Below are 26285 nucleotides of genomic sequence, written 5' to 3' on the forward strand. Positions count from 1 at the left end.
TCGTGGCCCCACGGTCGCGGAGATCCGCCGGACAGAGCCCGAGGTCCGTCGCCGGTCCGGGCGTTGTCAGCGGCGGGTGGCAGCATCGGGCCCATGACGGATACGACACCGTTCGACTGGCGGCCGTTCCTGCTCAGGTGGAGCGAGGAGTGGTCGGACTCCCTGCCCGCCGACGAGGCGCGACACGAGGACAACGAGGCCGCCCGGCGGGAGCGGTGGCTGGGGTTCCCGCCCGCGTCGGCGGAGCGGATCGTGGCCATGGAGAAACGCCTCGGCCTGCGGATGCCCCCGTCGTACCGGGAGTTCCTGGAGGTCAGCGACGGGTGGCGGCACGCGGGCGGGTTCGTCTCGCTGCTGGCGGGAAGCGCCGAGGCCCGCTGGCACGACAACGCCTCCGGGCTGGCGGACATGTTCGAGGAGTACCTGGACGAGGACGCCGGGCCCGAGGAGTGGCGGGAGGCGGATCTCTGGCGGCGCGGGCTCCAGCTCGACGTCGAGTCCGACGCCCTGTACGTCGTCCTGGATCCCGGGGATGTGGCCGAGGACGGCGAGTGGGCGGTGTACACGTGGGCGGGCTGGCGAGCCGCGCCGCCCCATCGGTACGCGAGTTTCGCCGCCTTCATGCGGGCCATGCACCGGGAGTTCCACCGTCTGCGGACCCATCCGGCCGACGGGGCGCCGGAGTTCGTCAACGACACGACGCGTGAGCTGGACGCTCTGGTGGGGCGGGCCCGGCTGACGGCGCTGCGCGGCGGCTGGGAGCGGGCCGCGGAGGCGCTGGACGAGGCGAAGGAGTACGGCAGGCCGCGGGCGGCGGGCCTGGGCGACCAGATACGCCTCCTGCTCGGGAGGACCTCCGCGGTCCGCCTGGAGGGGGTGGTGACCGACCCGCGGTACGCGCCCGATCTGCTGCCCGCGCTGGTCTCCGGTCACGCGACGGCCTCGTACGGGGACGGCTCCGCGCTGATGTTCTCCCTGCGGGGTGCCGACGACGGCGTGGTGTCGTCGGCACGGGCGATGCTGGAACGGATGCGCGACGGCACGTACCGGTACGAGGCGGCCGGGCCGTTCGGGGAGGCGGTCGAGCGGGCCCGGGAGCGGGCACGGTGGGGCGACGGCGACGGGGCCTGGCGGACACTGATGGACGCGCTGCCAGAGTGGCTGCCGCTGGGCCCTGACCACCTGGCACCGCTGGGGTGGGTGGCCGACCCCCTGCTCGGCCCCCTGCTGACTCCGGAACGGGGCCGTGAGCTGCTGTCCACGCCCAGGGGCGGGCAGCGGGGCGAGCCCCCGGTCCGTTCGGCCGCCCTCGATCCGGACGGACTGGCGTGGCTCGCCGACCCGGAGTCCCGTGACGGCCGCAGGTCCTACCGCTTCGTCCTGGTCGAGGACGTGGAGCCCAAGGACCTGCCGGAACGGCTCGCGGACAGGAACGGCGACGGGGACGGGAGCGGAAGTGGGAGTGGGAGCGGGAGCGGGGTGGTGCTGGACGATCCCATGACGTGCGACGAGGCCCTGCGCCACTCGCTTCAGGGGCGGCGGGAGTTCTCGTCCTACGACGACAAGGCCCTCGTGGCGGTCGGCCGGGCCGGGGCCCGTTGGAGCTTCGCCTTCGACGGGAACCCCGCGCGCTTCGACCCGCTGCGGTTCGTCTCCCCGGCCGCGACCGCCGGGACGGGCACCCGTGCGGTGGTGGTCTGGGGCGGTCTGCGGACCCGGCACGGAGAGCCGTTCTTCCACCTGTCCGTGGCACGGGACGGGGCGCAGGAGTACGCCTTCACGTACGCGGACGGAGAGATACGCCGCACCGGGGAGATACCCCCGGCCCTGGACCCGGACCGGTTCTTCGGTTCCCGGAGGACGACCGGGACCGCCGAGGAGGACGAGGCGGGCGGGGGCGGCGCCGAGGAGCGGCTGCTGCTGGAGGCCGTGTCCGGCACGTTCGGTGCCGGGCTGCCGCGTCACGCGCTCACGCGGGGGCGCCTGCACACGTTCACCACGCGCTCGTGGACGCGGCCGCCGGGCGACGGGGAGACCTACGCGGTGATCAGCCTGGGCCGGGACGCCGCGTCCTGACCGGCGCGGGGCGGCAGTGACTTTCGGCAGTGCCGGAAGGCCGCCGGGCTGCGTACGGTCGTCCGGGTGAACGGTGTGGTGAGCAGCGGGGCGGTCCGGCGGGCCGTCGCCGCCCCGGGGACCGCGGCGGCTGTCGTCGCGGCGGCCTGCGTGACGTTGAGCACGGTCAGTTTGTGGTGGGCCCTGCCCGCGGCCGTGGCGGCCTTCCTCGCGGGCCGGGAGCCGGGAAGGGCCGGGCCCGCGGTCCTCGTGCTCGTCGCGGTGGTGGCGGGCGGGGCGGTGGCGGTGGCCCTGGTGCCTTCGTGGCTGCTGATGGCCGGGCAGTTCGTCGGGATGGTGGTGCTGGCCGCGGTACTCCCCTGGTTCGTGGGGCGCTTCTGGCGGCAGTACCAGGATCTTGTCCGGGCGGGCTGGGAGCGGGCGGCCCGGCTGGAGCGTGAGCAGCAGCTCGTGGCCGAGCAGGCCCGGTCCCGCGAGCGGGCCAGGATCGCCCAGGACATGCACGACGTCCTGGGGCACGACCTGAGCCTCATCGCCCTGTCGGCCGGTGCCCTCAAGCTGGCCCCCGGGCTCGACGAGGCCCACCGGGCGGCGGCCGGGGAGATCCGGGCCCGCGCGGCCGCGTCGGTGGAGCGGCTCGGCGAGGTGATCGGCCTGCTGCGCGAGGAGGCGGACGAGGGGGCTGACGGGAAGACGGGCACGAGCATCTCCCGGCTGGTCGAGGAGGCCGCGGCGGCCGGGCTCGCGGTGGATCTCCGGGTGGCGGGGGACGCGGACGCCATGCCTGCGGCAGCCGCGCGGGCCGCCCACCGGGTCGTCCAGGAGTCATTGACCAACGCGGCCAAGCACGCGCCGGGCGCACGGGTGGACGTACGGGTGACGCATGGTGCCGGGGAGACGACGGTCCGGGTGGCGAACGGCCCCGCGCCCGCCCCGGCCCGCACCGCCCATGCTCCGGGCACCGCACCGGGCACCGGGCGCGGGCTGATCGGGCTCGACGAACGCGTACGGCTGACGGGCGGCACCTTCACCTACGGCCCGCACCCGGACGGTCCCCGCACGGACGCGCCGCGCCTGGACAGCCTGGGCACGGACGCCCCGCACCCGGACGCCCCACGCGCGCGCCGGCCACGCACGCACGGGCCGCGCACGGACAGCCCAAAGGCGCGCGCCTCCGGCCCGGGTGGTTTCGCGGTCACCGCGCGGATTCCGCACGCCCCGCCGGCCAGCCGGCCGCCCGCCCCGTCCCGGGCCGCATCCCCGGCCCTGCCGCCGGAGCACCGGCGGGCCCGCGGCCGGGTCCGCCGGGCGCTGGCCCTCGCGGTCGTGCTGCCGCTGGGGGTGTGGGCCCTGCTGAGCGCGGCCCTGATGGCCTGGGACGTCCACTCGGCCCGGCAGTCCGTACTGGACCCTGGGGACTACGCCCGGCTGCGGGTGGGACAGGATCAGAGGGCGGTCCGGGGGCTGCTGCCCGACCGGGAGACCAGACAGCGGCCGGTGGCCGGGGAACCGAGGGGAAGGGGCATCACATGCGCGTACTACGCGATGACGGCGGACCGTTTCGACGACCGGTCGGGAGACGCCTACCGGCTGTGTTTCCGGGACGGCCGGCTGATGTCCAAGGAGGCCCTGACCCCGTGATCCCGGTCCCGGCCCGCATGAGGGGCAGAGGGAAGACCGGCGCGGCAGGTGAGCGGTGATCCGGGTGCTGATCGCCGACGACGAGCCGATGATCCGCGCGGGGGTGCGCGCCGTGCTGTCCACCGACCCGGACATCGAGATCGTCGCGGAGGCTTCCGACGGGCGCGACGCCGTGGAGCTGGTGCGCCGTCACCGCCCGGCCGTCGCCGTGCTCGACATCCGGATGCCGGGGACGAACGGCATCGAGGCGGCGGCCGAGATCCGGCGGGCCGTCCCGGGGACGGGGGTGGTGATGCTCACGACCTTCGGTGAGGACGACTACATCCTCCAGGCGCTCGGGGGCGGCGCCGCCGGTTTCCTGATCAAGTCGGGCGAGCCCGAGGAGCTGATCGCGGGGGTGCGCGCGGTGGCCGACGGCGCCGCCTACCTGTCACCGAAGGTCGCGGCGCGGGTCGTCGCCCACCTCTCGGCGACGGGCGCGGGCTCCCTGGCCGGACGCCGGAGCGCCGCCCGGGAACGGGTCGGTGCCCTGACCGCCCGGGAACGCGACGTACTGGCCTTCCTCGGCAGCGGGCTGTCCAACGGGCAGATCGCCCGACGGCTCCATCTGGTGGAAGGGACGGTCAAGGCGCATGTGAGTTCCATCCTGGCCCGGCTGGGCGTGGACAACCGGGCCGCCGCGGCCGTCGTCGCCCACGAGGCCGGGATCACCGCGCCCGCGCAGCCGCCGCCCGGCCGCCCGTCGGGCGAGCGCTGAGGCCGCCGTCCGGGCGAGCGGCGGGAACGCGAGCAGGACGGCCGCCACCACCGTGGCCCCGAGGGCCGCACCGGCCAGCACGTCGTGCGGGTAGTGCGCCCCCACCGCGACCCGCAGCAGGACCGCCGCCCCGCCGACCGGCAGGGTGACGGCGGCCAGGCGCGGGCGCAGCACGGCCAGGCCCACCGCGAGCCCGGCGGCCAGGGTGGCGTGGTTGCTCGGGAAGGACCAGTCGCCGGGCGGCGGACAGGCGGCGGCCGTCTCGGCGATGCCCCGCAGGGCCCGGCAGGGGCGTTCCTCGTCCACCACCAGCTTGACCGCCTCGCTGAGCGCGTACGCCGCCACGGTGCCGGTGCCGGTGAGCACGGCGCCCGCGGACGTCCGGGTGTCGCCCCGGCGTACGGCAATCCACCAGGCCCACACCAGCAGCAGGCCGAGCACCACGAGGGTGCCGTCGGTGGCCGCCTCCAGCAGCGGTCCCGTCCAGGAGGGCGCGTCGGCCACCGCCCGGGTCACCGCGCGGTAGGCGGAGGCCGAGGCGCCGTCCGTCACCTCCACGGCGCGGTCGGTGCCCAGCCCGCCCGGGGCGAGCCCGCCGACCGCCGCCGCCCCCGCCGCCAGGACGGCGCAGGCCGTCAGCGGCCGTCCGGCCCTGGTACTGCTTCCGGTTTCTCGTCTCATGAGAGGCGAACCTAGAAGCGGCGGGGGCCCGCGCTCCGTGCCGAACGGCAGTCCGTACCCCTGACGATCGTCAGGGGTGCGCGGGCGCGGCCCGGCGGACACGCGGCATCACGGGGCCGCGACGCCCCGCCCCTCGCCCCGTACCCGCCAGAGCAGGGCGGCACCGGCGAGGGTCACCGCGGCCGTCGCCGTGATCGCCGTCCCGTACGCGGTCTGCGAGGGGTTGTTGGGGTAGCTGAAGACGAACCAGGCCACGTTCATCAGCGAGGGAGCCAGTACGGTCAGTCCGAAGCCGGTCCACTTCTGGCCCCTCGTCCAGTACCGGGACCGGAACAGCACGACGGCCGCGGTGACCTTCAGCGCGAAGCCCAGCGGAACCCAGAGGTAGCCGCACCCGAAGGCGAGCACCGGCAGCAGCGCCACGAGCCACGCGGGCGAACGCGGCCCGCCCCTCCGGCCGCCCGAAGAACCGGGCGCGGAACCCGGCACCGGACCAGGCGCGGAGCCGGGCGCGGAACCCGGCACGGAGCCGGGCGCGGGAGCGGCGCCGAGGCCGGACTCCTGGAGGGCGGTGGCGGCTATGGCGCGCGGGTCGCCGAGTTCGCGCAGGATCTCCCGGCAGTCGCCGGGCCGCTCTGCGCACGCGATCTCGATGTGTTCGGCGAGATCGGCCACCAGTTCCTGGCGGCGTTCGGCGGGCAGCTCCGACGCCTCGCGCCCGACCGCCGCGAGGTAGTCCTGGACCAGTGCGCTCGCGGCACCGTCCCCGGCGCACGGGGCACTCTGCGACCTGCTGATGCTCATCGTTCGTTCTCTCCAGACGGCTGGGGTGCCCGGCGCGGGGTGGGTGCGAGGAGGCGGTCGACGGCGTCGCGGAAGGCGGGCCACGTCTCCGTGAACTCCGCGAGCGCGCCGCGCCCGGCCTCGGTCAGCTCGTAGTAGCGCCTCGGGGGGCCAGAGGCGGACTCCTGCCAGGTGGTCACGACGAGCTCGTCCCGCCGGAGCCGCGACAGCAGCGGGTAGACCGTGCCCTGACTGGTCGCCAGCACACCGGTCGCCTCCAGCTCGCGCAGCAGCTCGACCCCGTACCGCGCCCCGTCCCGCATCAGGGCGAGCACGCAGTACTCCAGCACGCCCTTGCGGAGCTGGCTCTCGGCCCTGCCCGCGGCGCGGTCGCTCGGATCACCTGGTTCCATGCGATGCAATGTACCTTGCCATGTACAGGCAGGCGCAAGCCGCCGCTCCGCGGCTCTTCCCATCTGACAGCTCGTCAGCTCTAATCGAAAGGTGATGGGACACGCAGGCATGGCCGCCATAGCCGTCCGGTACCTCAGGTCCGTCGGCGCCGCCACCACCGGACCGGCACCGGTCGACCCGCTGCCGCGCCCGCATCTGCGCGCCGTCGCCGAAGGCGAGCAACCGCCGGTCGATCCGCGCGAGTTCCGCCGGGTACTGGGAAGCTTCGCCAGCGGCGTCACGATCGTCACGGCACACGCCCCGGACGACCCGGCGGGCCCGGCGGGCTTCGCCTGCCAGTCCTTCGCCTCGCTCTCGCTGGACCCGCCGCTGGTCACGTTCATGGTCGCCCGTACGTCGACGACCTGGCCGCGCATCGCCCGCGCCGGGGCCTTCTGCGTCAACATCCTCGGGGCCGGCCAGGGCGCCCTGTGCCGGAGCTTCGCGGTGAGCGGCGCCGACAAGTTCGCGGGGGTGGCGCACCGGCCCGCCCCGGTCACCGGCTCGCCCCGGCTGGACTCCGTGGCCGCCTGGATCGACTGCCGCATCCAGGCCGTCCACACCGGGGGCGACCACCTGATCGTGGTCGGCCGGGTGGAGGCCCTGGGCGCGGTGGACGAAACCGTTCCCCTGCTGTTCCACCGCGGCGCCTTCGGCCGCTTCGCCCCCCTCGACGACTGAGCTCGCGCGCCTCCCGCGCCCCTACACGGGCTGCCGGGTGCGGCGGATGACCAGGGCCATCAGGGCTGCCATGGCGCACAGCGCGCCCGAGGCGTACCAGACCACGTCGTACGTGCCGAAGACGTCGCGTGCCACACCGCCCAGGAAGGCGACCAGGGCCGCCCCCACCTGGTGCGAGGCCAGGACCCAGCCGAAGACGATGGCGCTGTCGTCACCGTACTGTTCGCGGCACAGGGCCAGCGTCGGCGGGACGGTGGCCACCCAGTCCAGGCCGTAGAAGACGATGAAGAACAGCATCGGCGGGTGCACCTCGGGTGCCATCAGCATCGGCAGGAAGAGCAGCGAGACGCCGCGCAGCGCGTAGTAGACGGCGAGGAGCCGACGGGCGTCGAAGCGGTCGGTGAGCCAGCCGGAGAAGACCGTGCCGACGACGTCGAAGATCCCGATGACGGCGAGCAGGGACGCCGCGGCGGTGACCGGCATGCCGTGGTCGTGGGCCGAGGGCACGAAGTGCGTACGGATCAGGCCGTTGGTCGAGGCCCCGCAGATGGCGAACGTACCGGCCAGCAGCCAGAACGGCCCGGTGCGCGCCGCGTCGGCCAGGACCCGCACGGTCCGCCGCGCCGCCCCGCGCGCGGGCGCGGGCTTCGGCTCGTACGCGCCGCCGTACGGGGCGAGGCCCACATCGGCCGGATGGTCGCGGAGCAGGAACCAGACGAACGGGACGACGGCCAGGGCCGCGAGCGCCACCGTCACCGAGGCCGGGCGCCAGCCGTGGTGCGCGACGATCCAGGCGCAGAGCGGCAGGAAGACCAGCTGGCCGGAGGCACCCGCGGCGGTGAGGATGCCGGTGACCAGGCCCCGCCGGGCGACGAACCAGCGGTGGGTGACCGTGGCGGAGAAGGCCAGCGCCATGGAGCCGGTACCGAGGCCGACGAGCAGGCCCCAGTAGACCATCAGCTGCCAGGACGCCGTCATCCACACGCTGGCCAGCGCCCCGGCCGCCACCGCGCCAAGGGCGACGGCGACGACCCGGCGGATACCGAAGCGGTCCATCAGCGCGGCGGCGAACGGCGCGGTCAGCCCGTACAGCGCCATGTCGATGGAGACGGCGAGCCCGATCTCCCCGCGTGACCAGCCGAACTCATCGTTGAGCGGTTCGATGAGGAGGCCGGGCAGTGCGTTGAAGGCGGCGCCGCCGATGATCGTCACGAACGTGACGGCGGCGACGATCCACGCGCGGTGGATACGGGGACGGCCGGGCTCCCCGGACCGGGTACGGGGACGGCCGGTCCGCCCGGCACGGACAGGGGGGCGGGCCGGCCGGCGGGTGGCCGCCGCCGCGCTCCGGCGGCCACCGTCCCGGGCGGCGCTCTTGGTTGTCTGGGTCACGTCGCTCAGCATCCGGCCGTGCCGGACCCGCTCACGAGTGGCCGGAAGGACGCGCTTCGCAGGGATCGGGCCACCCGCGCGCCCGCCGCCAGCCGGCCGCGACCGCCCAGCCGCACCCGGCCCCCACCGCGTACCAGAACAGGTCGGGCGCGTTGAAGGTCGAGCCGAACACCAGGTGTGCCACCGCGCTGCGCCGGGAGAGCCCGGCGGGCACCCCGGTCAGCTGGGCCAGCTCCACCGCCCAGCTGAACGCCAGTGCCGCCCCCGCCCACCCGGCCGGCCGGGCTCGGGGGGCGAGCATCGCGGCCAGGGCGCAGACCAGCACCGTGTAGAGCGCGTCCCCCGCGTATTTGGCGAGGTCGCCGTCGGCGAACGCCCTGACCCCGAGCCCGGCCAGGACCGTCAGCACGGCGGCCCCGGCCGCGACCGCCCGCGTGCGCGGGACGGAACGCCCGCCCCCACGCCCCCTCACGCGATCCGCTCCAGCCGGCTGATCGGCCGGGCCACCAGCAGGACCGCCACCACCAGCAGGTTGATGACCGCTCCGGCCAGCAGCACCTCGGGCGCGCCCAGCCGGTCCGCGACCGGCCCCGCCAGGGCCCGGCCCGCCGCCAGCATCAGCAGCGAGCCCGCCACGTCGTACGCGTGCAGCCGGTTCAGCGCCTCGGGCGGCACATGGGTCTGCACCGTCGTCGACCACATGACCAGCCAGAACGCGAACGCCGCGCCCGCCACGAACTGCCCGGCCCCCAGCGCGGGCACCGGCATCCCGGCCCCCAGCACCACCAGGTTCACGCACACCCCGGTGAGCGCGACGGCCCCCGCCGCGAGCGGACGGCGGGGCCGCAGCCGCAGCGCGAGCAGCCCGCCGACGACGCTGCCCGCGCCGTTCACCGCCATCATCACGCCGTACGTCCCCGAGCCGTGCGCCTCGGTCACCTCGACCGCGGTGAGCGGCAGCATCGGGCCGAGCACCGTGAAGCCGTACACCGTCCAGATCGCGATCACCCCCCACAGCCAGCTGCGGGCCCGGAACTCCCGCCATCCGTCCGCCAGTTCGGAGACGAAGCCGCCGCGCCGGGCGTCGTCCGCGGGGGCCGGGGCGAGCCGCAGCAGGAACAGGCAGATCCCGGAGACCAGGAACGTCGAGGCGTTCGCCGCGTAGACGGCCCCGGCACTGGCCAGCCCGACGAGCATGCCCGCGAAGGCCGGGCCCGCCATGGTCATGAGCGCCTCGGAGACCCGGAGTACCGCGTTGGCCCGCTGCACGTCCGCGGCCACCCGGGGCACGGTCGAGGCGACGCCCGGCTGGAAGAGCGCGGCGCCCACCCCGGCGACCGCGCTGAGCGTGTACACCGCCCACAGGGGCGGGTTCCCGGTGGCGAAGGAGACGGCCAGCGCCGAGGCGCCGACCAGCCGCAGCGCGTCCGCGATGATCATCATCCGGCGGGGCGTGAACCGGTCCGCCAGTACGCCCCCGAAGAGCACGAACAGCGCCAGCGGACCCATCCAGGCGGCCAGCGCGTACCCGACGGAGGAGTGCGGCCGACCGGCCCCGAGCAGCCCGGCGGTGAGTGCCACCGGGATCATGCCGTCCCCGAAGAGGGCGGCGGTACGGGCGACGAAGAAGAGCCGGAAGTTACGGTTCCACAGCCCTTCCGGCCGGTCGTCGCCGGTCGAGGACACTGCGGACGGACCGGGCGGGAGGGGCTGCGCGCCCTCGCTCCGCGCCGCGGGAATGCGCGGGTGCCGCGCTGACTTTGCCTTCACGGGAGTGACATGTATCAGGGTTGAGGTCTATACCACTAGAGGTGAAGGGAGTCCTGCGCATGCCGCGTGTGCCGCACCGAGTCGTCGTTCTGGCCCTCGACGGGCTGCTTCCCTTCGAACTCGGCATCCCCCAGCGGATATTCGGCCGCGCGTTCGGCGTCGAGGCGCAGAACGCGGGCCGCCGCCTCTATGAAGTCGTGACCTGTTCGGTCCGCCCGCCGGGCCCGGTCCGCACCGACGCGGACTTCACGATCGGCGTCGAGCACGGCCCCGAGGCACTGGCCACCGCCGACACGGTGGTGATCCCGGCCAGTTACGAGCTGGGCCCGGTCCGCTCCGAGGGCAGGCTCACCGACGAACTGGCCGCCGCCTTCGCCCGGATCAGACCGGGCACCCGGCTGGTCTCCATCTGCACGGGCAGTTACGTGCTGGCCGCCTCCGGCCGCCTCGACGGGCGCCCCGCCACCACGCACTGGTGGCACGCCGACCACTTCCAGCAGCTGTTCCCCGCGGTCCGGGTCGACCCGGACGTCCTGTTCATCGACGACGGGGATGTCCTGACCTCGGCCGGGGTGGCCGCCGGGATCGACCTCTGCCTGCACATCGTGCGCCGCGACCACGGCACCGCCGTCGCCAACGACGTCGCCCGCCGTACGGTGGTGCCGCCGCACCGGGACGGCGGGCAGGCACAGTACATCCGGCGCCCGGTGCCGGAGTCCCGGCTCGCGACCACGACGACCGCGCGGACCTGGGCGCTCGGCCGGCTGGAGCGCCCGATCCTGCTGCGCGACATGGCGCAGCAGGAGTCGATGAGCGTACGGACGTTCACCCGGCGGTTCCGGGAGGAGGTCGGGGTCAGCCCCGTGCAGTGGCTGACCCGGCAGCGGGTCGAGCGCGCCCGGCACCTGCTGGAGTCGACGGACCTGTCGATCGACCAGGTGGCCCGGGACGCGGGCTTCGGAACGCCCACGTCACTGCGCCAGCACCTCCAGACGGCGCTGGGGGTCTCCCCGACGGTCTACCGGCGCACCTTCCGCGCCGAGCGGACCTGAGAAGCTCCGGGGAACACTTCGGGCGGTCCTGAGGACACCCCGGAGCACCCCGACACACCGGAAAACACTGGGCGGACCAGGGAGAACGCCCGGAACGCACCGGGCGGACCGGGCGGACCGGGGAGAACACCCCGGAACGCGCCGGCGGCCCCGGCCACGCCCCGCGCCTCACGGGAGTTCAGAACACCAGCACGCCGCGCGCCACCCGGCCGTGGTGCGCGTCCTCGGCCGCCTTGGCGAAGTCCTCCACCGGGTAGGTGGCGGTGACCAGTTCGTCCAGCAGCAGCCGCCCCTCCCGGTACAGCTCCGCGTAGAGGGCGATGTCCCGTTGCGGGCGCGAGGAGCCGTAGCGGCAGCCCAGGATCGACTTGTCCAGGTACATCGCCGAGACCCGGAACGACGCCTCCGCGGTCGCGGGCGGGACGCCCAGCAGGACCGCCTGGCCGTGCCGGTCCAGCAGGTCGATCGCGGTACGGATCAGCTCGGTGCGGCCCACGCACTCGAAGGCGTGGTCCGCGCCTTCCGGCAGGATCTCCCGCACCCCGTCCGCCGAGGTCAGGAAGTGGGTCGCGCCGAACTGCCGGGCCACGGCCTCCTTCGCCGGGTTGGCGTCCACCGCGACGATGGTCAGCGCGCCCGCGATCCGCGCGCCCTGGATCACGTTGAGCCCGATGCCGCCGGTGCCGATGACCACCACCGTGTCGCCGCGGTCGACCTTCGCCCGGTTGAGGACGGCCCCGACACCGGTCAGGACCCCGCAGCCGATCAGGGCCGCCGACGTCAACGGGATGTCCGCCGGGATCTTCACCGCCTGCACGGCCTTGACCAGGGTCCGTTCGGCGAACGCCGAGTTGGCCGCGAACTGGTACAGCCGTGTGCCGCGCCGGGTGAACGGCTTCCCCGGCATGCCGATCGCCTTGCGGCACATCGTGGGCCGCCCCCGGTCGCACTGGGCGCACGCGCCGCAGTTGGCCAGCGTGGACAGCGCCACGTGGTCACCGGGCACGACATGGCCGACGCCCGCCCCGACCGCCTCCACCACGCCCGCGCCCTCGTGCCCGAGCACCACCGGCGCCGGGAACGGAATCGTCCCGTCGATCACCGAGAGGTCGCTGTGGCACAGCCCGGCCGCGGCCACCCGCACCAGCACCTCGCCGGGCCCCGGGTCACGTATCTCCAGATCGCCGACGACCTCGGTCCGCTCGCCGTCGAAGACGACGCCTCTCATCCCGTCTCCCTCGGTAGGCCGGGCGGTCTCGGCCGCCCGGCGAAGATGATCCGACCTGATCCCTGCGCCATCCCTAGGCGTTCGGCCGCGCCTTCGCCGCCGCGGCGGCGGCCATCTCCTCCAGCCGTGCCAGCATCGGCATCGGGTCGGTGCCCACCGTCCCCGGCAGGAAGTCCGCGATCCGCTCCGGCGTCCACGCCCCCTCGACGTATCCGGCGCGCAGTTCCCTCGGCTGGGCCCAGACCGCGATCTTCGGGCCCGCGACCGTGTACACCTGGCCGGTGATCCCCTCCGCACGGGCCCGTTCGCTGAGCAGGTAGACCACGAGCGCCGCCACGTCCTCGGGCTCGCCGATCTCCTTCAGCTCCATCGGCACGTTGGCGGACATCCGGGTACGGGCCACCGGCGCGACCGCGTTGGCCGTCACGCCGTACTTGTGCAGGCCGAGCGCCGCGCTCCGCACCAGCGAGATGATCCCGCCCTTCGCCGCGCTGTAGTTGGCCTGGGCGACGCTGCCCTGGTGGTTGCCGCTGGTGAAGCCGATCAGCGTGCCCCCGCCCTCCTGCTTCCGCATCACCGCCGAGGCGGCCCGGAAGACGGTGAACGTGCCCTTGAGATGGGTGGCGACCACCGGATCCCACTCCTGCTCGGACATGTTGAACAGCATCCGCTCGCGCAGGATGCCCGCCACGCAGACCACCCCGTCGATCCGGCCGAACCGGGCGAGTGCCGTGTCCACGATCCGCTGGCCGCCCGCCATCGTGGAGATGTCGTCGGCGACCGCCACCGCCTCTCCGCCCGCCGCCTCGATCTCCTTGACGACGGACTCGGCCACCTCGCTGCTCGGCTCGCCGCCCTCGACGGAGACCCCGTAGTCGTTGACGACGACCCTCGCGCCCTCGGCCGCCGCCGCGAGCGCGACCGCTCTGCCGATGCCGCGTCCGGCACCCGTCACGGCCACCACCTTGCCTGCCAAGAAGTTCCCCATGCCCGGCCCCTTCCCGCGGTTTCTGACGGACCGTTAGATTTTATGGGCCATCAGGTCCACGAGCACAAGCCCCGGGAGGCGCTGTGTCACTGCCGGCCGAGTTCCACGACATCGCGAAGCGGGTCAGCAACTGGGGTCGCTGGGGCGCCGACGACGAGATCGGCACCCTCAACCTGATCACCGACGCCGTGGTCCGGGAGGCCGCCGCCACCGTCCGCAGCGGGCTGCGCATCCCCCTGGCGCTGCCGCTGCGGCAGGACGGCGTGCAGAGCGGGCTGGTCCCCGGGCGGATCAACCCGACGCACACCATGGTCCAGATCAACCAGGAGCTGTTCGGCCCCGGCACCGTCGCCACCAGCGACGACATGGCCGTACTGAGCCTCCAGACGGCCACCCACTGGGACGCCCTCACCCACGCCTCGCACTCGGGCCGGATCTACAACGGCCGCCCCGCCGCGTCGATCACCGCGCACGGCGGCGCGGAGTTCAGCGGGATCGACAAGGTGCCCCACCTCGTCTCGCGCGGGGTACTCCTCGACGTGGCCCGCGCGCGCGGCACCGACCGGCTCCCCGGCGACCACGCCGTCACCCCCGAGGACCTGGAGGCGGCCGAGGAACTGGCCGGCGTGCGGGTGCGCCCCGGCGACATCGTGCTCGTACGGACCGGGCAGATACGGGTGTACCTGGCGGGCGACACCCACGCGTACGCCTATCCCTCACCCGGGCTCTCGATCCGTACGCCCGAGTGGTTCCGCGCCCGCGACGTCGCGGCGGTCGCCAACGACACGCTGACCTTCGAGATCTTCCCGCCGGAGATCGAGAACCTGTGGCTGGGGGTACACGCCCTCGACCTGGTCGAGATGGGCATGCTCCAGGGCCAGAACTGGAACCTGGAGGAGCTGTCCACCGTCTGTGCCCAGGAGAAGCGGTACGCCTTCCTGCTCTCCGCGATGCCGGAACCCTTCACCGGGGCGACGGGCACCCCGGTCGCCCCGGTCGCCGTGCTCTGACCGCGAGGAAGGCGCGGCGCGCCGGGGGCGCAGAGGCACGACCGGTCGCCGGACGACCGACGGCGCTCCGAGGCGCCGGGCGGCTGCCCGGTCCAACTGCTTTAACCTTTATGCAGATTCCCGGGGCGTCACGCGAGATGCGTGACGGCCCGCGTCACTGGACGTTTTCGCAGGTCCAGGACGGGTCGGCCCGTGACACCGGGGTGCGGGGGCAGCTGGATCAGCGGCGCGCTCCGGTCGACCTCGCACCAGATGCGCTTGCCCGCGCCCTCAGGCTGCCAGCCCCAGCGGTCGGCGAGGCCGTCCACCAGCTCCAGGCCCCGGCCGTTGGTGTCCTCGCCCGCCGCGTGCCGTTGCAGGGGCGGACGGCAACTGGCATCGGCCACCTCGACCCGGACCGTCCCGGGCACCCCCGAGGCGCCGGTCAGACCGAACAGCATGCGCAGCACGGCCGGGCACCCGGTGTGCACCACCGCGTTGGTGACGAGCTCCGAGATCAGCAGGATGAGCGTCTCCGCCAGGGGCTCGTCGTCACTTATCCCGGACCCGACCAGTCTCGACCGGGCCCATCTACGGGCCCGGCCGACCTCCGCGGGGTCGGCCCCGACTTCCAGCTGTACCTGAAGCACCTGCACCGCTCACACCATCCGAACCGGCGGACACATCGCCTCGCGCCTCCTCGGGGTCACGGAACGTGATTCCCCTGCGAGACAGCTTGGTTGACGTACAGTCACCGCAACAAGCGCTTCGGGCATATTCCAGCGCGAAGGAGTACGCGTGCTGCATACTGTGCGACGCGCTTCGCGGGGAGTCGAACAGCGGCCCGTACGGACCGCTTCCCGGGCGCGCCCGGCGCCGCTGCCTGGACCGCGAGCAGGGCACCGCTTCCGGCCCGGAGTCACCGCACCGGCGATCACCGGATTGCCCGGTTCCAGTTCCTGTCGCACTCCACGGAGCGTACCCGAGCGCGAGGCCGACTCCGCCCCGTGACGAAAGATGTGCCGGACACGGATCAGGGCCCGGCACCACCGTCTCACGCTGTGTGATTCCGTGGGGCTGGGGCTGGGGGTGTCCGCGCGGTACCGGGCTGCCGGGGACGGCCCGAGACCGCACGGGATCCGTCCGGCTTCAGCACAGATCCCCCGCGAGCACCTCCTCGGCCGCCGCCGCGGTGCGCCACTGTCCGGCGCGCAGCCAGGCCCGTTTCAGGTGCAGATGGACATCGGACTCCCAGGTGAAGCCCATGCCGCCGTGCACCTGGAGGCAGTCACGGGCGTTGCGCACCGCCGCTTCGTCGGCCAGCAGTTTGGCGCCCGCGATCTCGACCGGGTCCGCGGTCACGGCCGCCGCGTAGACCGCGCAGCGGGCCAGTTCGGCGCGGACCAGCATCCCGGCGCACAGATGTTTGACCGCCTGGAAGGAGCCGATCGGCGCGCCGAACTGCTCGCGCGTACCGGCGTACTCGACGGCCAGCTCGGTGGTGCGGGCGGCGCTGCCCAGCTGTTCGGCGGCGGCGAGCAGGGCGCCCTCGTCGCGCGGGAGCCCGCCCCCGGGCAGCGGCGGCGGCAGCGGTTCGTCGGCGGTCACCGGCTCCGCGATACGCCACAAGGGGGTGAACGGGTCCGACGGGCGTACGGCCACGGCCGCCTCCCGTACCGGACCGGCGTCCCGGACCAGTCCGCCGGGAAACCCCCCGGACTCAAGGGCCAGCAGCGCATCCGCCTCGCCCAGGTGCGCCACGGGCTGCCCGGCGTCGGCCATCGCGACCACCGACTCGCCCCGCGCCGCGCCCTTCACGGCCCCGGCGGCGAGGTGGGTGGCGATGAGCGGACCGGGCAGCAGCACCCGCCCCGCCTCCTCGAAGAGCAGGGCCGCCTCGGGGAGCCCCAGGCCGACGCCGCCCTCCGCCTCCGGCAGCCGCAGCGCGAAGAACCCGGCGTCGCCGAGCTCCCGCCACAGGGCCGGGTCCACCGTGGCGCCGCTCTCCAGCGCGGCCCGCATCCGGTCCCTGCCGAACCGCCCGGCGAGGAGGTCACGCACCCCCGCCCGCAGGGCCCGCTGGTCGTCCGAGAGCTGGAAGTCCATGAGCGTCAGCGCCCCTTCGGCAGGCCGAGCACACGTTCGGCGACGATGTTCCGCTGGATCTGCGAGGTGCCCGCGGCGATGGTGTACGAGAGCGAGGAGAGCCGGTCCAGCACCCATTCCCGGTCCAGGTCCGCGCTGTCGGCGCCGAGCACCTCGGCGGCCGTCTCGTACAGCTCCTGGCGGGCGTGCGAGTAGCGCAGCTTGAAGACGGAGCCGCCGGTGCCCACGGCGCCGCCCCGCCCCGCCCGCTGCGCCTCGCTCACGTTCCACTGGGTGAGCCGCCACAGCGCCCGGAACTCGGCGTTCAGCCGCCCCAGCCTGCGGCGCAGCACCGGATCGTCCCAGCAGCCGCGGCGCCGCGCCTCGGCGGCGAGCGCGGACAGGGTGCGGCGGCAGGCGACGACCTCGCCGACGAAGGCGGTGCCGCGCTCGAAGGAGAGGGTGACCATGGTGACGCGCCAGCCGTCGTTCTCCGCGCCGACCCGGTTCCCGACCGGAACCCGCACCTCGTCGAGGAAGACCTCGGCGAACTCGGTGGATCCGGCGAGGGTGCGCAGCGGGCGGACGGTGATGCCGGGGGCGTCCATCGGCAGGGCGAGCCAGGTGATCCCGCGGTGCCGGGGGGCCGACGGGTCGGTGCGCACCAGCAGTTCGCACCAGTCGGCGACCTCGGCGTGCGAGGTCCAGATCTTGCTGCCGCTGACCACGTAGTGGTCGCCGTCGCGCACCGCCCGGGTCCGCAGTGCGGCGAGGTCCGATCCGGCGTCGGGCTCGCTGAACCCCTGGCACCAGATCTCGTCGCCGCGCAGCACGGGCGGCAGCCAGCGGGCCCGTTGCCCGGGCGTGCCCTCGGCGGCGATCGTCGGCCCGGCGTGCAGCAGCCCGACGAAGTTCGCGCCGACGTAGGGGGCTCCGGCCCGCTCGGTCTCCTCCAGGTAGATCAGGTGCTGGGTCGGGGTGGCGCCCCGGCCGCCCGCGTCGACGGGCCAGTGCAGACCGGCGTACCCGGCGTCGTGGAGCATCCGCTGCCAGGCCGTGTCGTACGCGCGGCGCCCCGGCCAGTCCTCGGGGGCGGGTTTCCTGGGCAGGGACGGGAGCACGGTGGCCAGCCACGCGCGCAGCCGTGCCCGGAACCCCTCTTCCTCCTCCGTGTACGCGAGGTCCATGACCGCCTACTTGTCCAGGTCCAGGCCGAGCATCCGGATCGCGTTTCCGCGCATCAGTTTGTAGACGGTCTCGTCGTCCAGTCCCTTGACGTGGTCGAGGGCGACCTCCTTGGTGTGCGGGAAGGTCGAATCCACGTGCGGGTAATCGGTCTCGAAGGTGGCGTTGTCGCGTCCGACGACATCGAGCGAGGCGACGCCGTGCTTGTCGCGGAAGAAGCAGCAGAAGATCTGCCGGTAGTAGTACGTGGACGGCGGCTCGGGGATCAGCCCGCGCACCCCGCCCCACGCCCGGTGCTCCTCCCAGACGTCGTCGGCGCGCTCCAGGGCGTACGGGATCCAGCCCATCTGGCCCTCGCTGTAGGCGAGCTTCAGCCGGGGGAAGCGGACCAGGACGCCGCTGAAGAGGAAGTCCATCATCGAGGCCATGGCGTTGTTGAAGGAGAGGCTGGCCTGCACGGCGGGCGGGGCGTCCGGCGAGGCGGCGGGCATCTGCGAACTGGACCCGATGTGCATGTTGACGACCGTGCCGGTCTCCTCGCAGACGGCGAAGAAGGGATCCCAGTAGCCGGTGTGGATCGAGGGCAGCCCGAGGTGGGTGGGGATCTCCGAGAAGGTCACCGCGCGCACCCCGCGGGCCGCGTTCCGCCGGATCTCGGCGACGGCGAGGCCGATGTCCCAGAGCGGGATGATGCAGAGCGGGATCAGCCGGCCGCCGCTGTCGCCGCACCACTCCTCGACCATCCAGTCGTTGTAGGCGCGGACGCAGGCGAGCGCCACTTCCTTGTCCCGCGCCTCGGCGAAGGTCTGGCCGCAAAAGCGCGGGAAGGTCGGGAAGCAGAGGCTGGCCTCGACGTGGTTGAGGTCCATGTCCTTCAGCCGTTCGGCCGGATCCCAGCAGCCGCGCCGCATCTCCTCGCGGGTGATGCCCTCCAGCGTCATGTCGTCGCGGTCGAAGCCGACGGCGGCGATGTTCCGCTTGTACGGGAACTTCAGGTCCTCGTAGATCCACCAGTCGGTGGGCGGACCGTCCGGGTCCATCGTGATGACGTACTTGCCGCCGGTGTACTCCAGCTCGCCGATGCCCGCGGTGAGCGGCTGCGGACCGCGTTCGCGGTATCTGGCGGGCAGCCAGGTGGAGAAGAGGTGGGGCGGCTCGATCACATGGTCGTCGACGCTGACGATCCGAGGCAGTTCCGTCATGGTGTCCCCTCCGGCGAACGCTTTTCTGATGACCCGTCAGATTGACGTCGCCCTCAGGCTAGCCCCGCGCCCCTGGACCGACAAGGCGCAGCGCTCTACGCTCTCCGCACGATCTGACTACCCGTCAGCATGTGAGAGGGGTCGGCCATGAACGCAACCGCGCACGCCCTGAGCGCCTCGCGCACCTTCTGGGAACTCGTCGAACGCCGGGCCGCCCTGACCCCGGACCGCCCGTTCCTGCTCCAGGGCGACCGGGTCCTGACCTTCGGCGAGCTGCGCGAGCGCGGCGAGCGGGTGGCGGCCGGTCTGTGGGGGATGGGCGTACGCCCCGGCGGCGTCGTCGCCTGGCAGCTGCCGACCCGGATCGAGACGGTGCTCCTGTCCTTCGCGCTGACCCGGATCGGGGCCGTCCAGTCACCCGTCATCCCCTTCTACCGTGACCGCGAGACGGGGTTCGCGCTGCGCGGGTCGAAGGCGGAGTTCTTCGCGGTGCCGGGCACCTGGCGGGGCTTCGACCACACGGCGATGGCCCGCCGGCTGGCCGGGGAGCACGGACGGCGGGCGTGCGAGGTCTTCGAGGTGTACGCGTCACTCCCGGACGGCGACCCCGCGCTCCTGCCGCCGCCGCCCGCGGACGGTACGGCGGTGCGCTGGATCTACTGGACCTCGGGCACCACCTCCGACCCGAAGGGGGTGCTGCACACCGACCGCGGGCTGATCGCGGCGGGCGCCTGCCTGGCCCACGCGCTGCGGCTGAGCCCGGACGACGTCGGCTCGGTCGCCTTCCCGTTCGCCCATGTCGGCGGGCCGGACTACGCGGTGATGCTGCTGCTGTACGGGATACCCGCGGTGCTGTTCGAGCAGTTCGCGCTGCCGGACGCGCTGGCGGAGTACCGGCGCCACGGGGTGACGGTCGCCGGCGGGTCCACCGCGTTCTACTCGATGTTCCTGGCCGAACAGCGCAAGGACCCGGACACCAGCCCCTTCCCCGCCCTCCGCCTGCTGGCGGGCGGCGGCGCGCCCAAGCCCCCGGAGCTCTACCGCGCGGTGGTACGCGAGATGGGCGTCCAGCTCACCCACGGGTACGGGATGACCGAGGTCCCCATGATCACCATGGGCTCCCCCGACGACACCCCGGAGCACCTCGCCGGGACGGAGGGCCGCCCGCCCGCGGGCATGGAGATCCGGATCACCGACAAGCAGGGCAAGCCCCTGCCGAACGGCACCGACGGCGAGATCCGGCTGCGCGGCGAGGCCGTGTGCGCGGGCTACCTGGACCCGGCGGCCACCGCCGCGGCGTTCGACGCCGAGGGTTTCCTGGTCACCGGCGACATCGGCCACCTCCGCGAGAGCGGCCATCTGGTGCTCACCGGGCGCCTCAAGGACATCATCATCCGCAAGGGCGAGAACATCTCCGCCAAGGAGATAGAGGACCTGCTCCACCAGCACCCGGACGTCGGCGACGCCGCGGTGATCGGCCTCCCCGACCCGGAGCGCGGCGAACTGGTCTGCGCGGTCGTCGAACAGCCGCCGGACGCCGCCCCCCTGACCCTGGCCGCCCTCACCGCCCACCTGCGCGCCGAGGGCCTGGCCGTGCACAAGCTCCCCGAGCGCCTGGAGGTCATGGACGCCCTGCCCCGCAACGAGACCCTCCGCAAGGTCCTCAAGTACCGCCTCCGCGAGCGCTTCGCCTGACCCTCCGGCTCCTCCGCCGTCCGGCCGCGCGGCCCCCGGCGGCGGCCCCCGCGCTCAGGCGGAGAGCGGGCGGGAACGGGAGCTGACGGCGGCGGCGTGGTCCGGGTAGACGTCGAAGAGGCGGCGTACGCCGAGGGCGGCGAGCACACGGTTCACGTGGGAGCCCTCCTCCGCGCCCCGGGCCGGGAGGACCAGGCGCAGGCGACCGCCGCAGGAGTGCATCAGGCGGCGGGCGGCGATCAGTACGCCGACACCGCTGGAGTCGCAGAACAGCACGTCGGAGAGGTCGAGCACCACGTCGTGGCGTCCGGCGGCGACGGCTTCGTGGACCGACTGGCGCACGGCGGGCGACGTCAGCAGATCCAGTTCGCCGCGGACGCGCAGTACGGTCCATTCGGCCTGCATGGTCTCGGCCACGGTGAGTGTCACGCGACTGGGCCTCTCGTTGCGGGAATTCCAGAAATTCCAATGATCCAGATCGTTCCGGATATTCCGACGATCCGGAAGTTTTCCCTCCTTTCTCGCCGCTGCCCCGGCCACGGCCCGGTGAAACACCGACCGGCCTGACAGAACGCTGCTGGATTCCGACGGAAACAATCACTTCAGGTCGGATTCCAGCGTCACCCCCTGCCATGCTCCCCTACCACCCCGGGCCGCTTCGGGGGCGCACTTGCCACAAAGGTGCGTACATCACCGGTACCGCCGACTACATTCGGTGTGACGAGGGGAACAGGGCTGGGGGCCGCATGGCGAAAAACGCACCACCCCGCTGGGACCGCAAGATGCAGCAGCGGCTGACACGCGGCGAGGCGGCCGCGCTCGGTGAGCTCTACGACCGCTTCGCCTCGCAGGTGCACAGCCAGGCCCAGCGGATGCTCGACGACGACACCGCCGCCGACCTGGTGACCCGCGAGGTCTTCGGCTACGTGTGGGAGAACCCGGAGGCGTACGACCCCCGGCAGGGATCGATGCGGGCCTGGGTGGCCCGGCTCACCCACCGCCACTCGGTACGGCGACTGCGCGAGGCGGGCACCGGTCCCGGGGACGCCGGGGACGCCGAGGACATCGAGGCCCTGGAGGAGCGGGTGCACCGGGCCACCGCCGCCGCGCGGGCCGACTACATCGTGGCGTCCATGCCCGCCCCGCTGCGGGCCGCCCTGGAACTCGCGTACGTCCAGCGCCGGGACTACCGGCAGGCCGCGGCCGATCTCGGGGTCACCGAGGACGAGGCCCGCCGCCGGCTCCGGCTCGGGCTCCAGCTCCTCTCCAGCGCCCACACCCGCCCACTGGACGGAATCGCGCCGCCCGGATACGGACACTCCCGGTGACCGACGACGCGAGCGGGCCCGAGGGCGACGGCCACGAGGACAACGGCCCCGCCGGGCAGGAGGGGCACGACGGCCTCCGGGGCGCCCCGCGCATACCGGCACCGCGGTCCGCGGCCGACGACCTCGACCTCGCCGCGGTGCCGCCGCCGTCGCCGCCCCCGCCGCCCGGCCCGGTGTCACCGGCCGGGACGCCGCCGTCCTCCCCGCCGCCCCGACCGGAACCGGAAACGACCGTGGCCCCACCGGAACCACCGCACCGGGTCCTCAAGGCGCTGCTCGGCGCCTGGGCCCTGGCCGCCTGCTCCGCGGAGGAGACCGAGGCCGTCGAGGCGCATCTGACCGAGTGCGCCGCCTGCGCGGACGAGGCGCTTCGCCTGCGTGACGCGGTCGGGCTGCTGCACACCGATCGCAGCCTGGACCTCGACCCGGCGCTGCGGGGCCGGGTGATCGACGCCTGCCTGAGCCGCCGCCCGGCCACCATCCCGGTGCCGGACTGGGCCTCGCCGTACGAGGCGGAGACCGCCCGGCTCGACGCCCTGCTCCGGGACATCGGCAGCGCGGAATGGCACGCACCGGTGCGGCTGAAGTGGTTCGCGGGCGAACAGGAGACCGCCCGCCGGACGACGGTCGCGGGCGTCGTCGGCCATCTGATGACCGTCGACGGGCTGATCGGCACCGCCCTCGACCTCGACATACCGCTCGGCGACGGCCTCCTCGGCCCCGGCACCGGCTGGCCGCTCTCCCCCACCGCGCGCACCGAGGCGTACTGGTCGGCGAGCCGGCTGCCGCCCACCCGGGCGGTCCACGAACCGTGGCGCGCGCAGAGCCACGCCCTCATCCGCACGGTGTCCTTCGCCGGACGCCGGGTGTCCGAGCTGTCCGTCTCCTACGGGGACTTCGCCCTCCCGATGCACGACGCCCTGCTGGACCGGGCCTTCGAATGCTGGGTGCACGGCGGCGACATCGCGGACGCGGTGGACTACCCGTACGAGGCGCCGTCCGCCCCGCACCTCAACCGGATGATCGACCTGGCGGCCCGGCTGCTGCCCGCCACCCTCGCCGAGCGCCGCCGGACCGGGCTGGCCGGGCCTGCCCAGCATCTGGTGACGGCGGGCTCACCGGGCCGTTCGCTGCATCTGGAGGTCGAGGGCTCGGGCGGCGGCGACTGGTACGTACCGCTGGACTCCCCGGCCGCGCTCGGCTCGCCCGCGCACACCGTGGCGCAGGTCGCGCTGGACGGGGTGGAGTTCTGCCGGCTGGTCGCCGGGCATGTGTCGCCGGAGGAAGCGGCGGCCGGACAGCAGGGCGACCGGGAGGCCATCCGCGACGTGCTCTTCGCCGCGGCCTCCCTGAGCCGCCTGTAGCCGCAGGGCCGTCCGTCATCGCAGGGCCGTCCGTAGCCCGGTGGTGCTGGGCCCGGGGGTCGCCCGCGGCCCAGCAGCCCGCCGCGGCCCGGAGACGCGCGCCGGACGCAGGCCGCTACGCGAAGACCACCGTGCGGTGACCGTTGAGCAGGATGCGGTGCTCCGCGTGCCACTTCACGGCCCGTGCCAGCGCCTGGCATTCCACGTCGCGCCCGACGGCGACCAGCTCGTCCGGCGTGACGCCGTGGCCCACCCGCTCGACCTCCTGCTCGATGATCGGCCCCTCGTCGAGGTCGGCCGTCACATAGTGCGCCGTCGCGCCGATCAGCTTGACCCCTCGGGCGTGCGCCTGGTGGTACGGCTTCGCGCCCTTGAAGCTCGGCAGGAAGGAGTGGTGGATGTTGATGATCCGGCCGCTCAGCTGCTTGCACAGGTCGTCCGAGAGGACCTGCATGTAGCGGGCGAGGACGACCAGTTCGACGTTCTCCTCACGGACCAGCTCCAGCAGCCGCGCCTCCGCGTCGGCCTTCGTCTCCCTGGTCACCGGAATGTGCCGGAACGGCACGTTGTACGAGGCGACCAGCTCGGCGAAGTCCGTGTGGTTGGACACGACGGCGGCGATCTCAACCGGCAGTGCCCCGATCCGCGAGCGGAACAGCAGGTCGTTGAGGCAGTGTCCGAACCTGCTGACCATCAGCACGACCCGCATCCGCTCCGAGGAACGGTGTATCTGCCAGTCCATCCGGAAGGAGTCGCCGACCGCGGCGAAGCTCGCCCGCAGCTTCTCCACGGTCAGCGGAGCCTGTGCCGAGAAGTGGACGCGCATGAAGAAGAGACCGGTGTCGTGGTCACCGAACTGCTGGCTGTCCTCGATGTTGCAGCCGGTCATGAAGAGATAGCTCGACACGGCGTGCACGATGCCCTGCTTGTCGGGGCAGGAGAGCGTGAGGACGTACTGGTCGGGGGCGGCCCCGGCGGGCTGCGGCGCGGTCATCCCCGTAGCGTGCCACACCGGGCCGACGTCAGGCCGAACCGGTCAGAATGTGGAGCACGTCGAGGGAACGCGGCGGCGTGTCGGGGTCCTCGCCGTCGTTTCCGGCGAGCAGCACATGGGCCTCGCGGGCGGCCTGTACGGCCTCCGGCCAGCCGTGATGCTCCAGATACGCCGAGACGGGGGCGTCCGCGCCGACCTGGTGCATGATGCGCAGCACCCGCAGCACGGCCACGTCCACGAGAGCGGCCTCGTGGGTGTCCCGGAAGATCGTGCCTATGTACTTCTCGGCGGACCAGTTGTCCAGCCAGGTGTCCTCGACCAGGCGGTAGACGGCGTCGGTGACGTCGCCGTACCCCTCCCGGCCGGCCAGCCAGCACTCGTGATGGAAGACGGGGTCGGAAAGCATGTGCAGCGCCGAGCGCACGTTGCTGCGCCAGCGCCACCACGGCATGTCATTCAGCGGCATGCCGCCCATGGTGGAGGAGCGACGGCCGCGACGGGAAGAGTTCTCCGAACCTTGCTGCACGGTCATCGATCGTACGTTCCTTCGCGAGGCTGTCATGCGGGCCCCCGCAATTCACCTGGATGTCACCCCGCGTTGACCGGCACACACAATGCCGTTACCCCGAGGCCGGAAACGTTCAGGTCCATGACCGGATGGCGACGCCCCAGCTCCCCGCGCTTCCGCGGAATCCTCGCAAGCGCGGCGGTCGGGGCATCGCTGATCACCGGTTGCGGTGCTCTCCCTGGGGCAACGGGGGGCTCCAGGGAGCCCATCACCGTCATGACCTGGGCGCCGGGCGGCGTCGCCGGGCCGGGCACGGTGAACATGGCGGGCATGACCGCCATGGCGCGCGCCTACGCCCGCTGGGCCAACGCCGACGGCAGGCTGGACGGCCACCGCCTGCGCGTCGTCACCTGCGACGAGCAGGACACCTCCGCCGGTGCGGCGGCCTGCGCCCGGCGGGCGGTCGAGGAGAAGGCGGTCGCGGTCGTCGGCTCGTACAGCCGGCACGGGTCGGCGTTCATGCCGGTGCTGGAGGGCGCCAGGATTCCCTTCATCGGGGGCTACGGCGCCACCGACGAGGAGTTCACCAGCGTTGACTCCTACCCGGTCAACGGCGGCCAGCCGGCCCTGCTCGCGGGCAACGCCCGCCAGCTGGCCCGCTCCTGCGAGCGGGTGTCGGTGGTACGGCCGGACACCCTCGGCGGCGACGGCCAGGCCTGGCTCCTGAGGACCGGCCTCACCTCCGCCGGGCGGCCCGCGCCCGCCGACATCCGGGCGCCGGAGACGGCGACGTCGTACGACGACGCGGCCGGTTCGGCGCTCCGTGCGGCGGGGCCGGAAGGCGGCTGCGCGACGGCGGTGCTCGGCGGGAGCACGCAGACCTTCTTCGACTCGTTCCGGCGGCTGGAGCCGTCGTACGGGAAGGTGCGGGTCTCCTCGGTGCTCGGCAGCGTCGACCAGCCGCTGATCGACCGCACCGGCGGCCGCACGAGCCCGTTCGAGGGGGCGTACGTCACCGGCTGGTACCCGGACACGGGCGACACCCGCTGGGACGGGATGCGGCAGGTGATCCGGAAGCACGCCTTCGGCGACAACCGGATCGATCCGGACGACACCGGCGTGCAGACCACCTGGATCGCGTTCACGGTGCTGAGGGAGCTGGTGGAGGCGGTCGGCACCCCGCGGATCACCCCGTGGACGCTCACCTCCGCCCTCAACAAGGGCACCCCGGCCAGGACCGGCGGCCTCACCCCGGTACTGCGCTGGGGCTTCGAGGACCTGCTGGGCTCCTCCGCCTATCCGCGGATCGTCAACACCAGGGTGACGTTCCAGGTGGTCCGCGAAGGGCGGCTCGTCGCGGACCACGAGGGGTTCGTGGACGTCGCGGAGACGCTCTCGGACGCCAGCTCCCGGAGCTGACCGGGACGCGACGG

Annotated in this window: 25 protein-coding genes and 1 pseudogene; 11 read left to right on the plus strand and 15 right to left on the minus strand. The window is 73.6% G+C overall.

All coding sequences use genetic code 11. The annotated features are described in order from the left end of the window. The first annotated feature begins 93 nt into the window (after positions 1-93). From ACFVWY_RS14285 to ACFVWY_RS14295, 3 genes are all read left to right on the plus strand, one after another. Positions 94-2076, plus strand: a complete 1983-nt coding sequence (locus ACFVWY_RS14285) for an SMI1/KNR4 family protein (RefSeq protein ID WP_389871230.1) — start codon at positions 94-96, stop codon at positions 2074-2076. 66 nt (positions 2077-2142) lie between these two features. After that, positions 2143-3717 carry a sensor histidine kinase gene (locus ACFVWY_RS14290; protein ID WP_389871233.1) on the plus strand — a complete coding sequence of 525 codons (1575 nt, stop codon included), beginning with the start codon at positions 2143-2145 and terminating at the stop codon, positions 3715-3717. 55 nt (positions 3718-3772) lie between these two features. Then, positions 3773-4474: a response regulator gene (locus ACFVWY_RS14295; RefSeq protein WP_389871236.1), complete on the plus strand. Its 702-nt coding sequence runs from the start codon at positions 3773-3775 to the stop codon at positions 4472-4474. 84 nt (positions 4475-4558) lie between these two features. On the opposite strand, the pseudogene ACFVWY_RS14300 reads toward ACFVWY_RS14295, so the two are convergent. After that, a pseudogene (locus tag ACFVWY_RS14300) lies at positions 4559-4783 on the minus strand (phosphatase PAP2 family protein); the annotation flags it as partial. On the opposite strand from ACFVWY_RS14300, the gene ACFVWY_RS14305 reads away from it, so the two are divergent. Then, positions 4689-5000: a hypothetical protein gene (locus tag ACFVWY_RS14305; protein ID WP_389871442.1), complete on the plus strand. Its 312-nt coding sequence runs from the start codon at positions 4689-4691 to the stop codon at positions 4998-5000. The pseudogene ACFVWY_RS14300 and the gene ACFVWY_RS14305 sit on opposite strands and share 95 nt — an antisense overlap. A 263-nt stretch (positions 5001-5263) precedes the next feature. Here ACFVWY_RS14305 and ACFVWY_RS14310 read toward each other — a convergent pair whose 3' ends face one another. Continuing rightward, on the minus strand, positions 5264-5959 hold the full coding sequence (locus ACFVWY_RS14310; RefSeq protein ID WP_389871239.1) for an HAAS signaling domain-containing protein: 696 nt from the start codon (positions 5957-5959) through the stop codon (positions 5264-5266). Then, complete coding sequence (locus ACFVWY_RS14315) at positions 5956-6351, minus strand: PadR family transcriptional regulator (protein ID WP_389871241.1); 396 nt, start codon at positions 6349-6351, stop codon at positions 5956-5958. The genes ACFVWY_RS14310 and ACFVWY_RS14315 overlap by 4 nt, the downstream gene beginning before the upstream one ends. A gap of 109 nt (positions 6352-6460) precedes the next feature. On the opposite strand from ACFVWY_RS14315, the gene ACFVWY_RS14320 reads away from it, so the two are divergent. After that, positions 6461-7072 carry a flavin reductase family protein gene (locus ACFVWY_RS14320; protein WP_389871424.1) on the plus strand — a complete coding sequence of 204 codons (612 nt, stop codon included), beginning with the start codon at positions 6461-6463 and terminating at the stop codon, positions 7070-7072. Between the two features lie 21 nt (positions 7073-7093). Here ACFVWY_RS14320 and ACFVWY_RS14325 read toward each other — a convergent pair whose 3' ends face one another. Genes ACFVWY_RS14325 through ACFVWY_RS14335 form a run of 3 tightly spaced genes read right to left on the minus strand, consistent with a single transcriptional unit; the run spans position 7094 to position 10150 of the window. Beyond that, positions 7094-8464, minus strand: coding sequence for an MFS transporter (locus ACFVWY_RS14325; RefSeq protein WP_389871244.1), 1371 nt, complete (start codon positions 8462-8464; stop codon positions 7094-7096). 31 nt (positions 8465-8495) lie between these two features. Continuing rightward, positions 8496-8936, minus strand: a complete 441-nt coding sequence (locus ACFVWY_RS14330; protein ID WP_389871247.1) for a DUF2809 domain-containing protein — start codon at positions 8934-8936, stop codon at positions 8496-8498. Further along, on the minus strand, positions 8933-10150 hold the full coding sequence (locus ACFVWY_RS14335; RefSeq protein ID WP_389871250.1) for an MFS transporter: 1218 nt from the start codon (positions 10148-10150) through the stop codon (positions 8933-8935). Before ACFVWY_RS14335 ends, ACFVWY_RS14330 begins: the two co-directional genes overlap by 4 nt. Positions 10151-10302: 152 nt before the next feature. Here ACFVWY_RS14335 and ACFVWY_RS14340 point away from each other — a divergent pair, with 152 nt between their 5' ends. Next, entirely contained in the window at positions 10303-11286 is a 984-nt protein-coding gene (locus ACFVWY_RS14340; RefSeq protein WP_389871427.1) for a GlxA family transcriptional regulator, read from the plus strand. 178 nt (positions 11287-11464) lie between these two features. On the opposite strand, the gene ACFVWY_RS14345 is transcribed toward ACFVWY_RS14340, so the two are convergent. Further along, positions 11465-12514 (minus strand): Zn-dependent alcohol dehydrogenase, encoded by a 1050-nt coding sequence (locus ACFVWY_RS14345; RefSeq protein WP_389871252.1) that lies wholly within the window; start codon positions 12512-12514, stop codon positions 11465-11467. A 73-nt stretch (positions 12515-12587) separates the two neighbouring features. Next, positions 12588-13502: an SDR family oxidoreductase gene (locus tag ACFVWY_RS14350; protein ID WP_389871255.1), complete on the minus strand. Its 915-nt coding sequence runs from the start codon at positions 13500-13502 to the stop codon at positions 12588-12590. 83 nt (positions 13503-13585) lie between these two features. Between ACFVWY_RS14350 and ACFVWY_RS14355 the strand changes: the two genes are divergently transcribed. Beyond that, positions 13586-14512: a cyclase family protein gene (locus ACFVWY_RS14355; protein ID WP_389871257.1), complete on the plus strand. Its 927-nt coding sequence runs from the start codon at positions 13586-13588 to the stop codon at positions 14510-14512. Positions 14513-14640: 128 nt separating this feature from the next. Here ACFVWY_RS14355 and ACFVWY_RS14360 read toward each other — a convergent pair whose 3' ends face one another. The 4 genes from ACFVWY_RS14360 to ACFVWY_RS14375 all read right to left on the minus strand — a co-directional run bounded on the left by ACFVWY_RS14360 (position 14641) and on the right by ACFVWY_RS14375 (position 18963). Continuing rightward, entirely contained in the window at positions 14641-15147 is a 507-nt protein-coding gene (locus ACFVWY_RS14360) for an ATP-binding protein (RefSeq protein ID WP_389871260.1), read from the minus strand. A 493-nt stretch (positions 15148-15640) separates the two neighbouring features. Beyond that, positions 15641-16597 carry an acyl-CoA dehydrogenase family protein gene (locus tag ACFVWY_RS14365; RefSeq protein WP_389871262.1) on the minus strand — a complete coding sequence of 319 codons (957 nt, stop codon included), beginning with the start codon at positions 16595-16597 and terminating at the stop codon, positions 15641-15643. A gap of 5 nt (positions 16598-16602) precedes the next feature. After that, the gene (locus tag ACFVWY_RS14370) at positions 16603-17763 is read right to left on the minus strand and encodes an acyl-CoA dehydrogenase (RefSeq protein ID WP_389871265.1); all 1161 of its coding nucleotides are present in this window, start codon (positions 17761-17763) and stop codon (positions 16603-16605) included. 6 nt (positions 17764-17769) lie between these two features. Then, positions 17770-18963: an amidohydrolase family protein gene (locus ACFVWY_RS14375; protein ID WP_389871267.1), complete on the minus strand. Its 1194-nt coding sequence runs from the start codon at positions 18961-18963 to the stop codon at positions 17770-17772. Positions 18964-19110: 147 nt separating this feature from the next. Here ACFVWY_RS14375 and ACFVWY_RS14380 point away from each other — a divergent pair, with 147 nt between their 5' ends. Next, entirely contained in the window at positions 19111-20658 is a 1548-nt protein-coding gene (locus ACFVWY_RS14380; protein ID WP_389871270.1) for a class I adenylate-forming enzyme family protein, read from the plus strand. 54 nt (positions 20659-20712) lie between these two features. On the opposite strand, the gene ACFVWY_RS14385 is transcribed toward ACFVWY_RS14380, so the two are convergent. Further along, positions 20713-21087, minus strand: a complete 375-nt coding sequence (locus ACFVWY_RS14385) for an STAS domain-containing protein (protein WP_389871272.1) — start codon at positions 21085-21087, stop codon at positions 20713-20715. Between the two features lie 317 nt (positions 21088-21404). Here ACFVWY_RS14385 and ACFVWY_RS14390 point away from each other — a divergent pair, with 317 nt between their 5' ends. Both ACFVWY_RS14390 and ACFVWY_RS14395 read left to right on the plus strand, forming a co-directional pair. Beyond that, a complete protein-coding gene (locus ACFVWY_RS14390) occupies positions 21405-21986 on the plus strand; it encodes an RNA polymerase sigma factor (RefSeq protein WP_389871274.1) in 582 nt (193 codons plus the stop codon). Then, on the plus strand, positions 21983-23350 hold the full coding sequence (locus ACFVWY_RS14395) for a zf-HC2 domain-containing protein (RefSeq protein ID WP_389871277.1): 1368 nt from the start codon (positions 21983-21985) through the stop codon (positions 23348-23350). Before ACFVWY_RS14390 ends, ACFVWY_RS14395 begins: the two co-directional genes overlap by 4 nt. A 115-nt stretch (positions 23351-23465) precedes the next feature. On the opposite strand, the gene purU is transcribed toward ACFVWY_RS14395, so the two are convergent. Both purU and ACFVWY_RS14405 read right to left on the minus strand, forming a co-directional pair. Continuing rightward, positions 23466-24344, minus strand: coding sequence for a formyltetrahydrofolate deformylase (gene purU, locus ACFVWY_RS14400; RefSeq protein WP_389871280.1), 879 nt, complete (start codon positions 24342-24344; stop codon positions 23466-23468). A gap of 28 nt (positions 24345-24372) precedes the next feature. Continuing rightward, positions 24373-24876, minus strand: a complete 504-nt coding sequence (locus tag ACFVWY_RS14405) for a hypothetical protein (protein ID WP_389871283.1) — start codon at positions 24874-24876, stop codon at positions 24373-24375. Between the two features lie 117 nt (positions 24877-24993). Here ACFVWY_RS14405 and ACFVWY_RS14410 point away from each other — a divergent pair, with 117 nt between their 5' ends. Continuing rightward, the gene (locus ACFVWY_RS14410) at positions 24994-26271 is read left to right on the plus strand and encodes an ABC transporter substrate-binding protein (RefSeq protein ID WP_389871285.1); all 1278 of its coding nucleotides are present in this window, start codon (positions 24994-24996) and stop codon (positions 26269-26271) included. Positions 26272-26285 lie beyond the last annotated feature (14 nt).

The sequence above is a fragment of the Streptomyces sp. NPDC058195 genome, from assembly GCF_042883525.1.
In the GTDB taxonomy this organism is placed as follows: Bacteria; Actinomycetota; Actinomycetes; order Streptomycetales; family Streptomycetaceae; genus Streptomyces.

Excerpts from the sequence above, each read along its gene's own strand:
- ACFVWY_RS14285 (WP_389871230.1), top strand. The coding sequence starts at position 94 with ATGACGGATACGACACCGTTCGACTGGCGGCCGTTCCTGCTCAGGTGG.
- ACFVWY_RS14310 (WP_389871239.1), bottom strand. The coding sequence starts at position 5,959 with ATGAGCATCAGCAGGTCGCAGAGTGCCCCGTGCGCCGGGGACGGTGCC.
- ACFVWY_RS14315 (WP_389871241.1), bottom strand. The coding sequence starts at position 6,351 with ATGGAACCAGGTGATCCGAGCGACCGCGCCGCGGGCAGGGCCGAGAGC.
- ACFVWY_RS14320 (WP_389871424.1), top strand. The coding sequence starts at position 6,461 with ATGGCCGCCATAGCCGTCCGGTACCTCAGGTCCGTCGGCGCCGCCACC.
- ACFVWY_RS14345 (WP_389871252.1), bottom strand. The coding sequence starts at position 12,514 with ATGAGAGGCGTCGTCTTCGACGGCGAGCGGACCGAGGTCGTCGGCGAT.
- ACFVWY_RS14350 (WP_389871255.1), bottom strand. The coding sequence starts at position 13,502 with ATGGGGAACTTCTTGGCAGGCAAGGTGGTGGCCGTGACGGGTGCCGGA.
- ACFVWY_RS14365 (WP_389871262.1), bottom strand. The coding sequence starts at position 16,597 with ATGGACTTCCAGCTCTCGGACGACCAGCGGGCCCTGCGGGCGGGGGTG.
- ACFVWY_RS14370 (WP_389871265.1), bottom strand. The coding sequence starts at position 17,763 with ATGGACCTCGCGTACACGGAGGAGGAAGAGGGGTTCCGGGCACGGCTG.
- ACFVWY_RS14375 (WP_389871267.1), bottom strand. The coding sequence starts at position 18,963 with ATGACGGAACTGCCTCGGATCGTCAGCGTCGACGACCATGTGATCGAG.
- ACFVWY_RS14380 (WP_389871270.1), top strand. The coding sequence starts at position 19,111 with ATGAACGCAACCGCGCACGCCCTGAGCGCCTCGCGCACCTTCTGGGAA.
- ACFVWY_RS14390 (WP_389871274.1), top strand. The coding sequence starts at position 21,405 with ATGGCGAAAAACGCACCACCCCGCTGGGACCGCAAGATGCAGCAGCGG.
- purU (WP_389871280.1), bottom strand. The coding sequence starts at position 24,344 with ATGACCGCGCCGCAGCCCGCCGGGGCCGCCCCCGACCAGTACGTCCTC.
- ACFVWY_RS14405 (WP_389871283.1), bottom strand. The coding sequence starts at position 24,876 with ATGACCGTGCAGCAAGGTTCGGAGAACTCTTCCCGTCGCGGCCGTCGC.
- ACFVWY_RS14410 (WP_389871285.1), top strand. The coding sequence starts at position 24,994 with ATGACCGGATGGCGACGCCCCAGCTCCCCGCGCTTCCGCGGAATCCTC.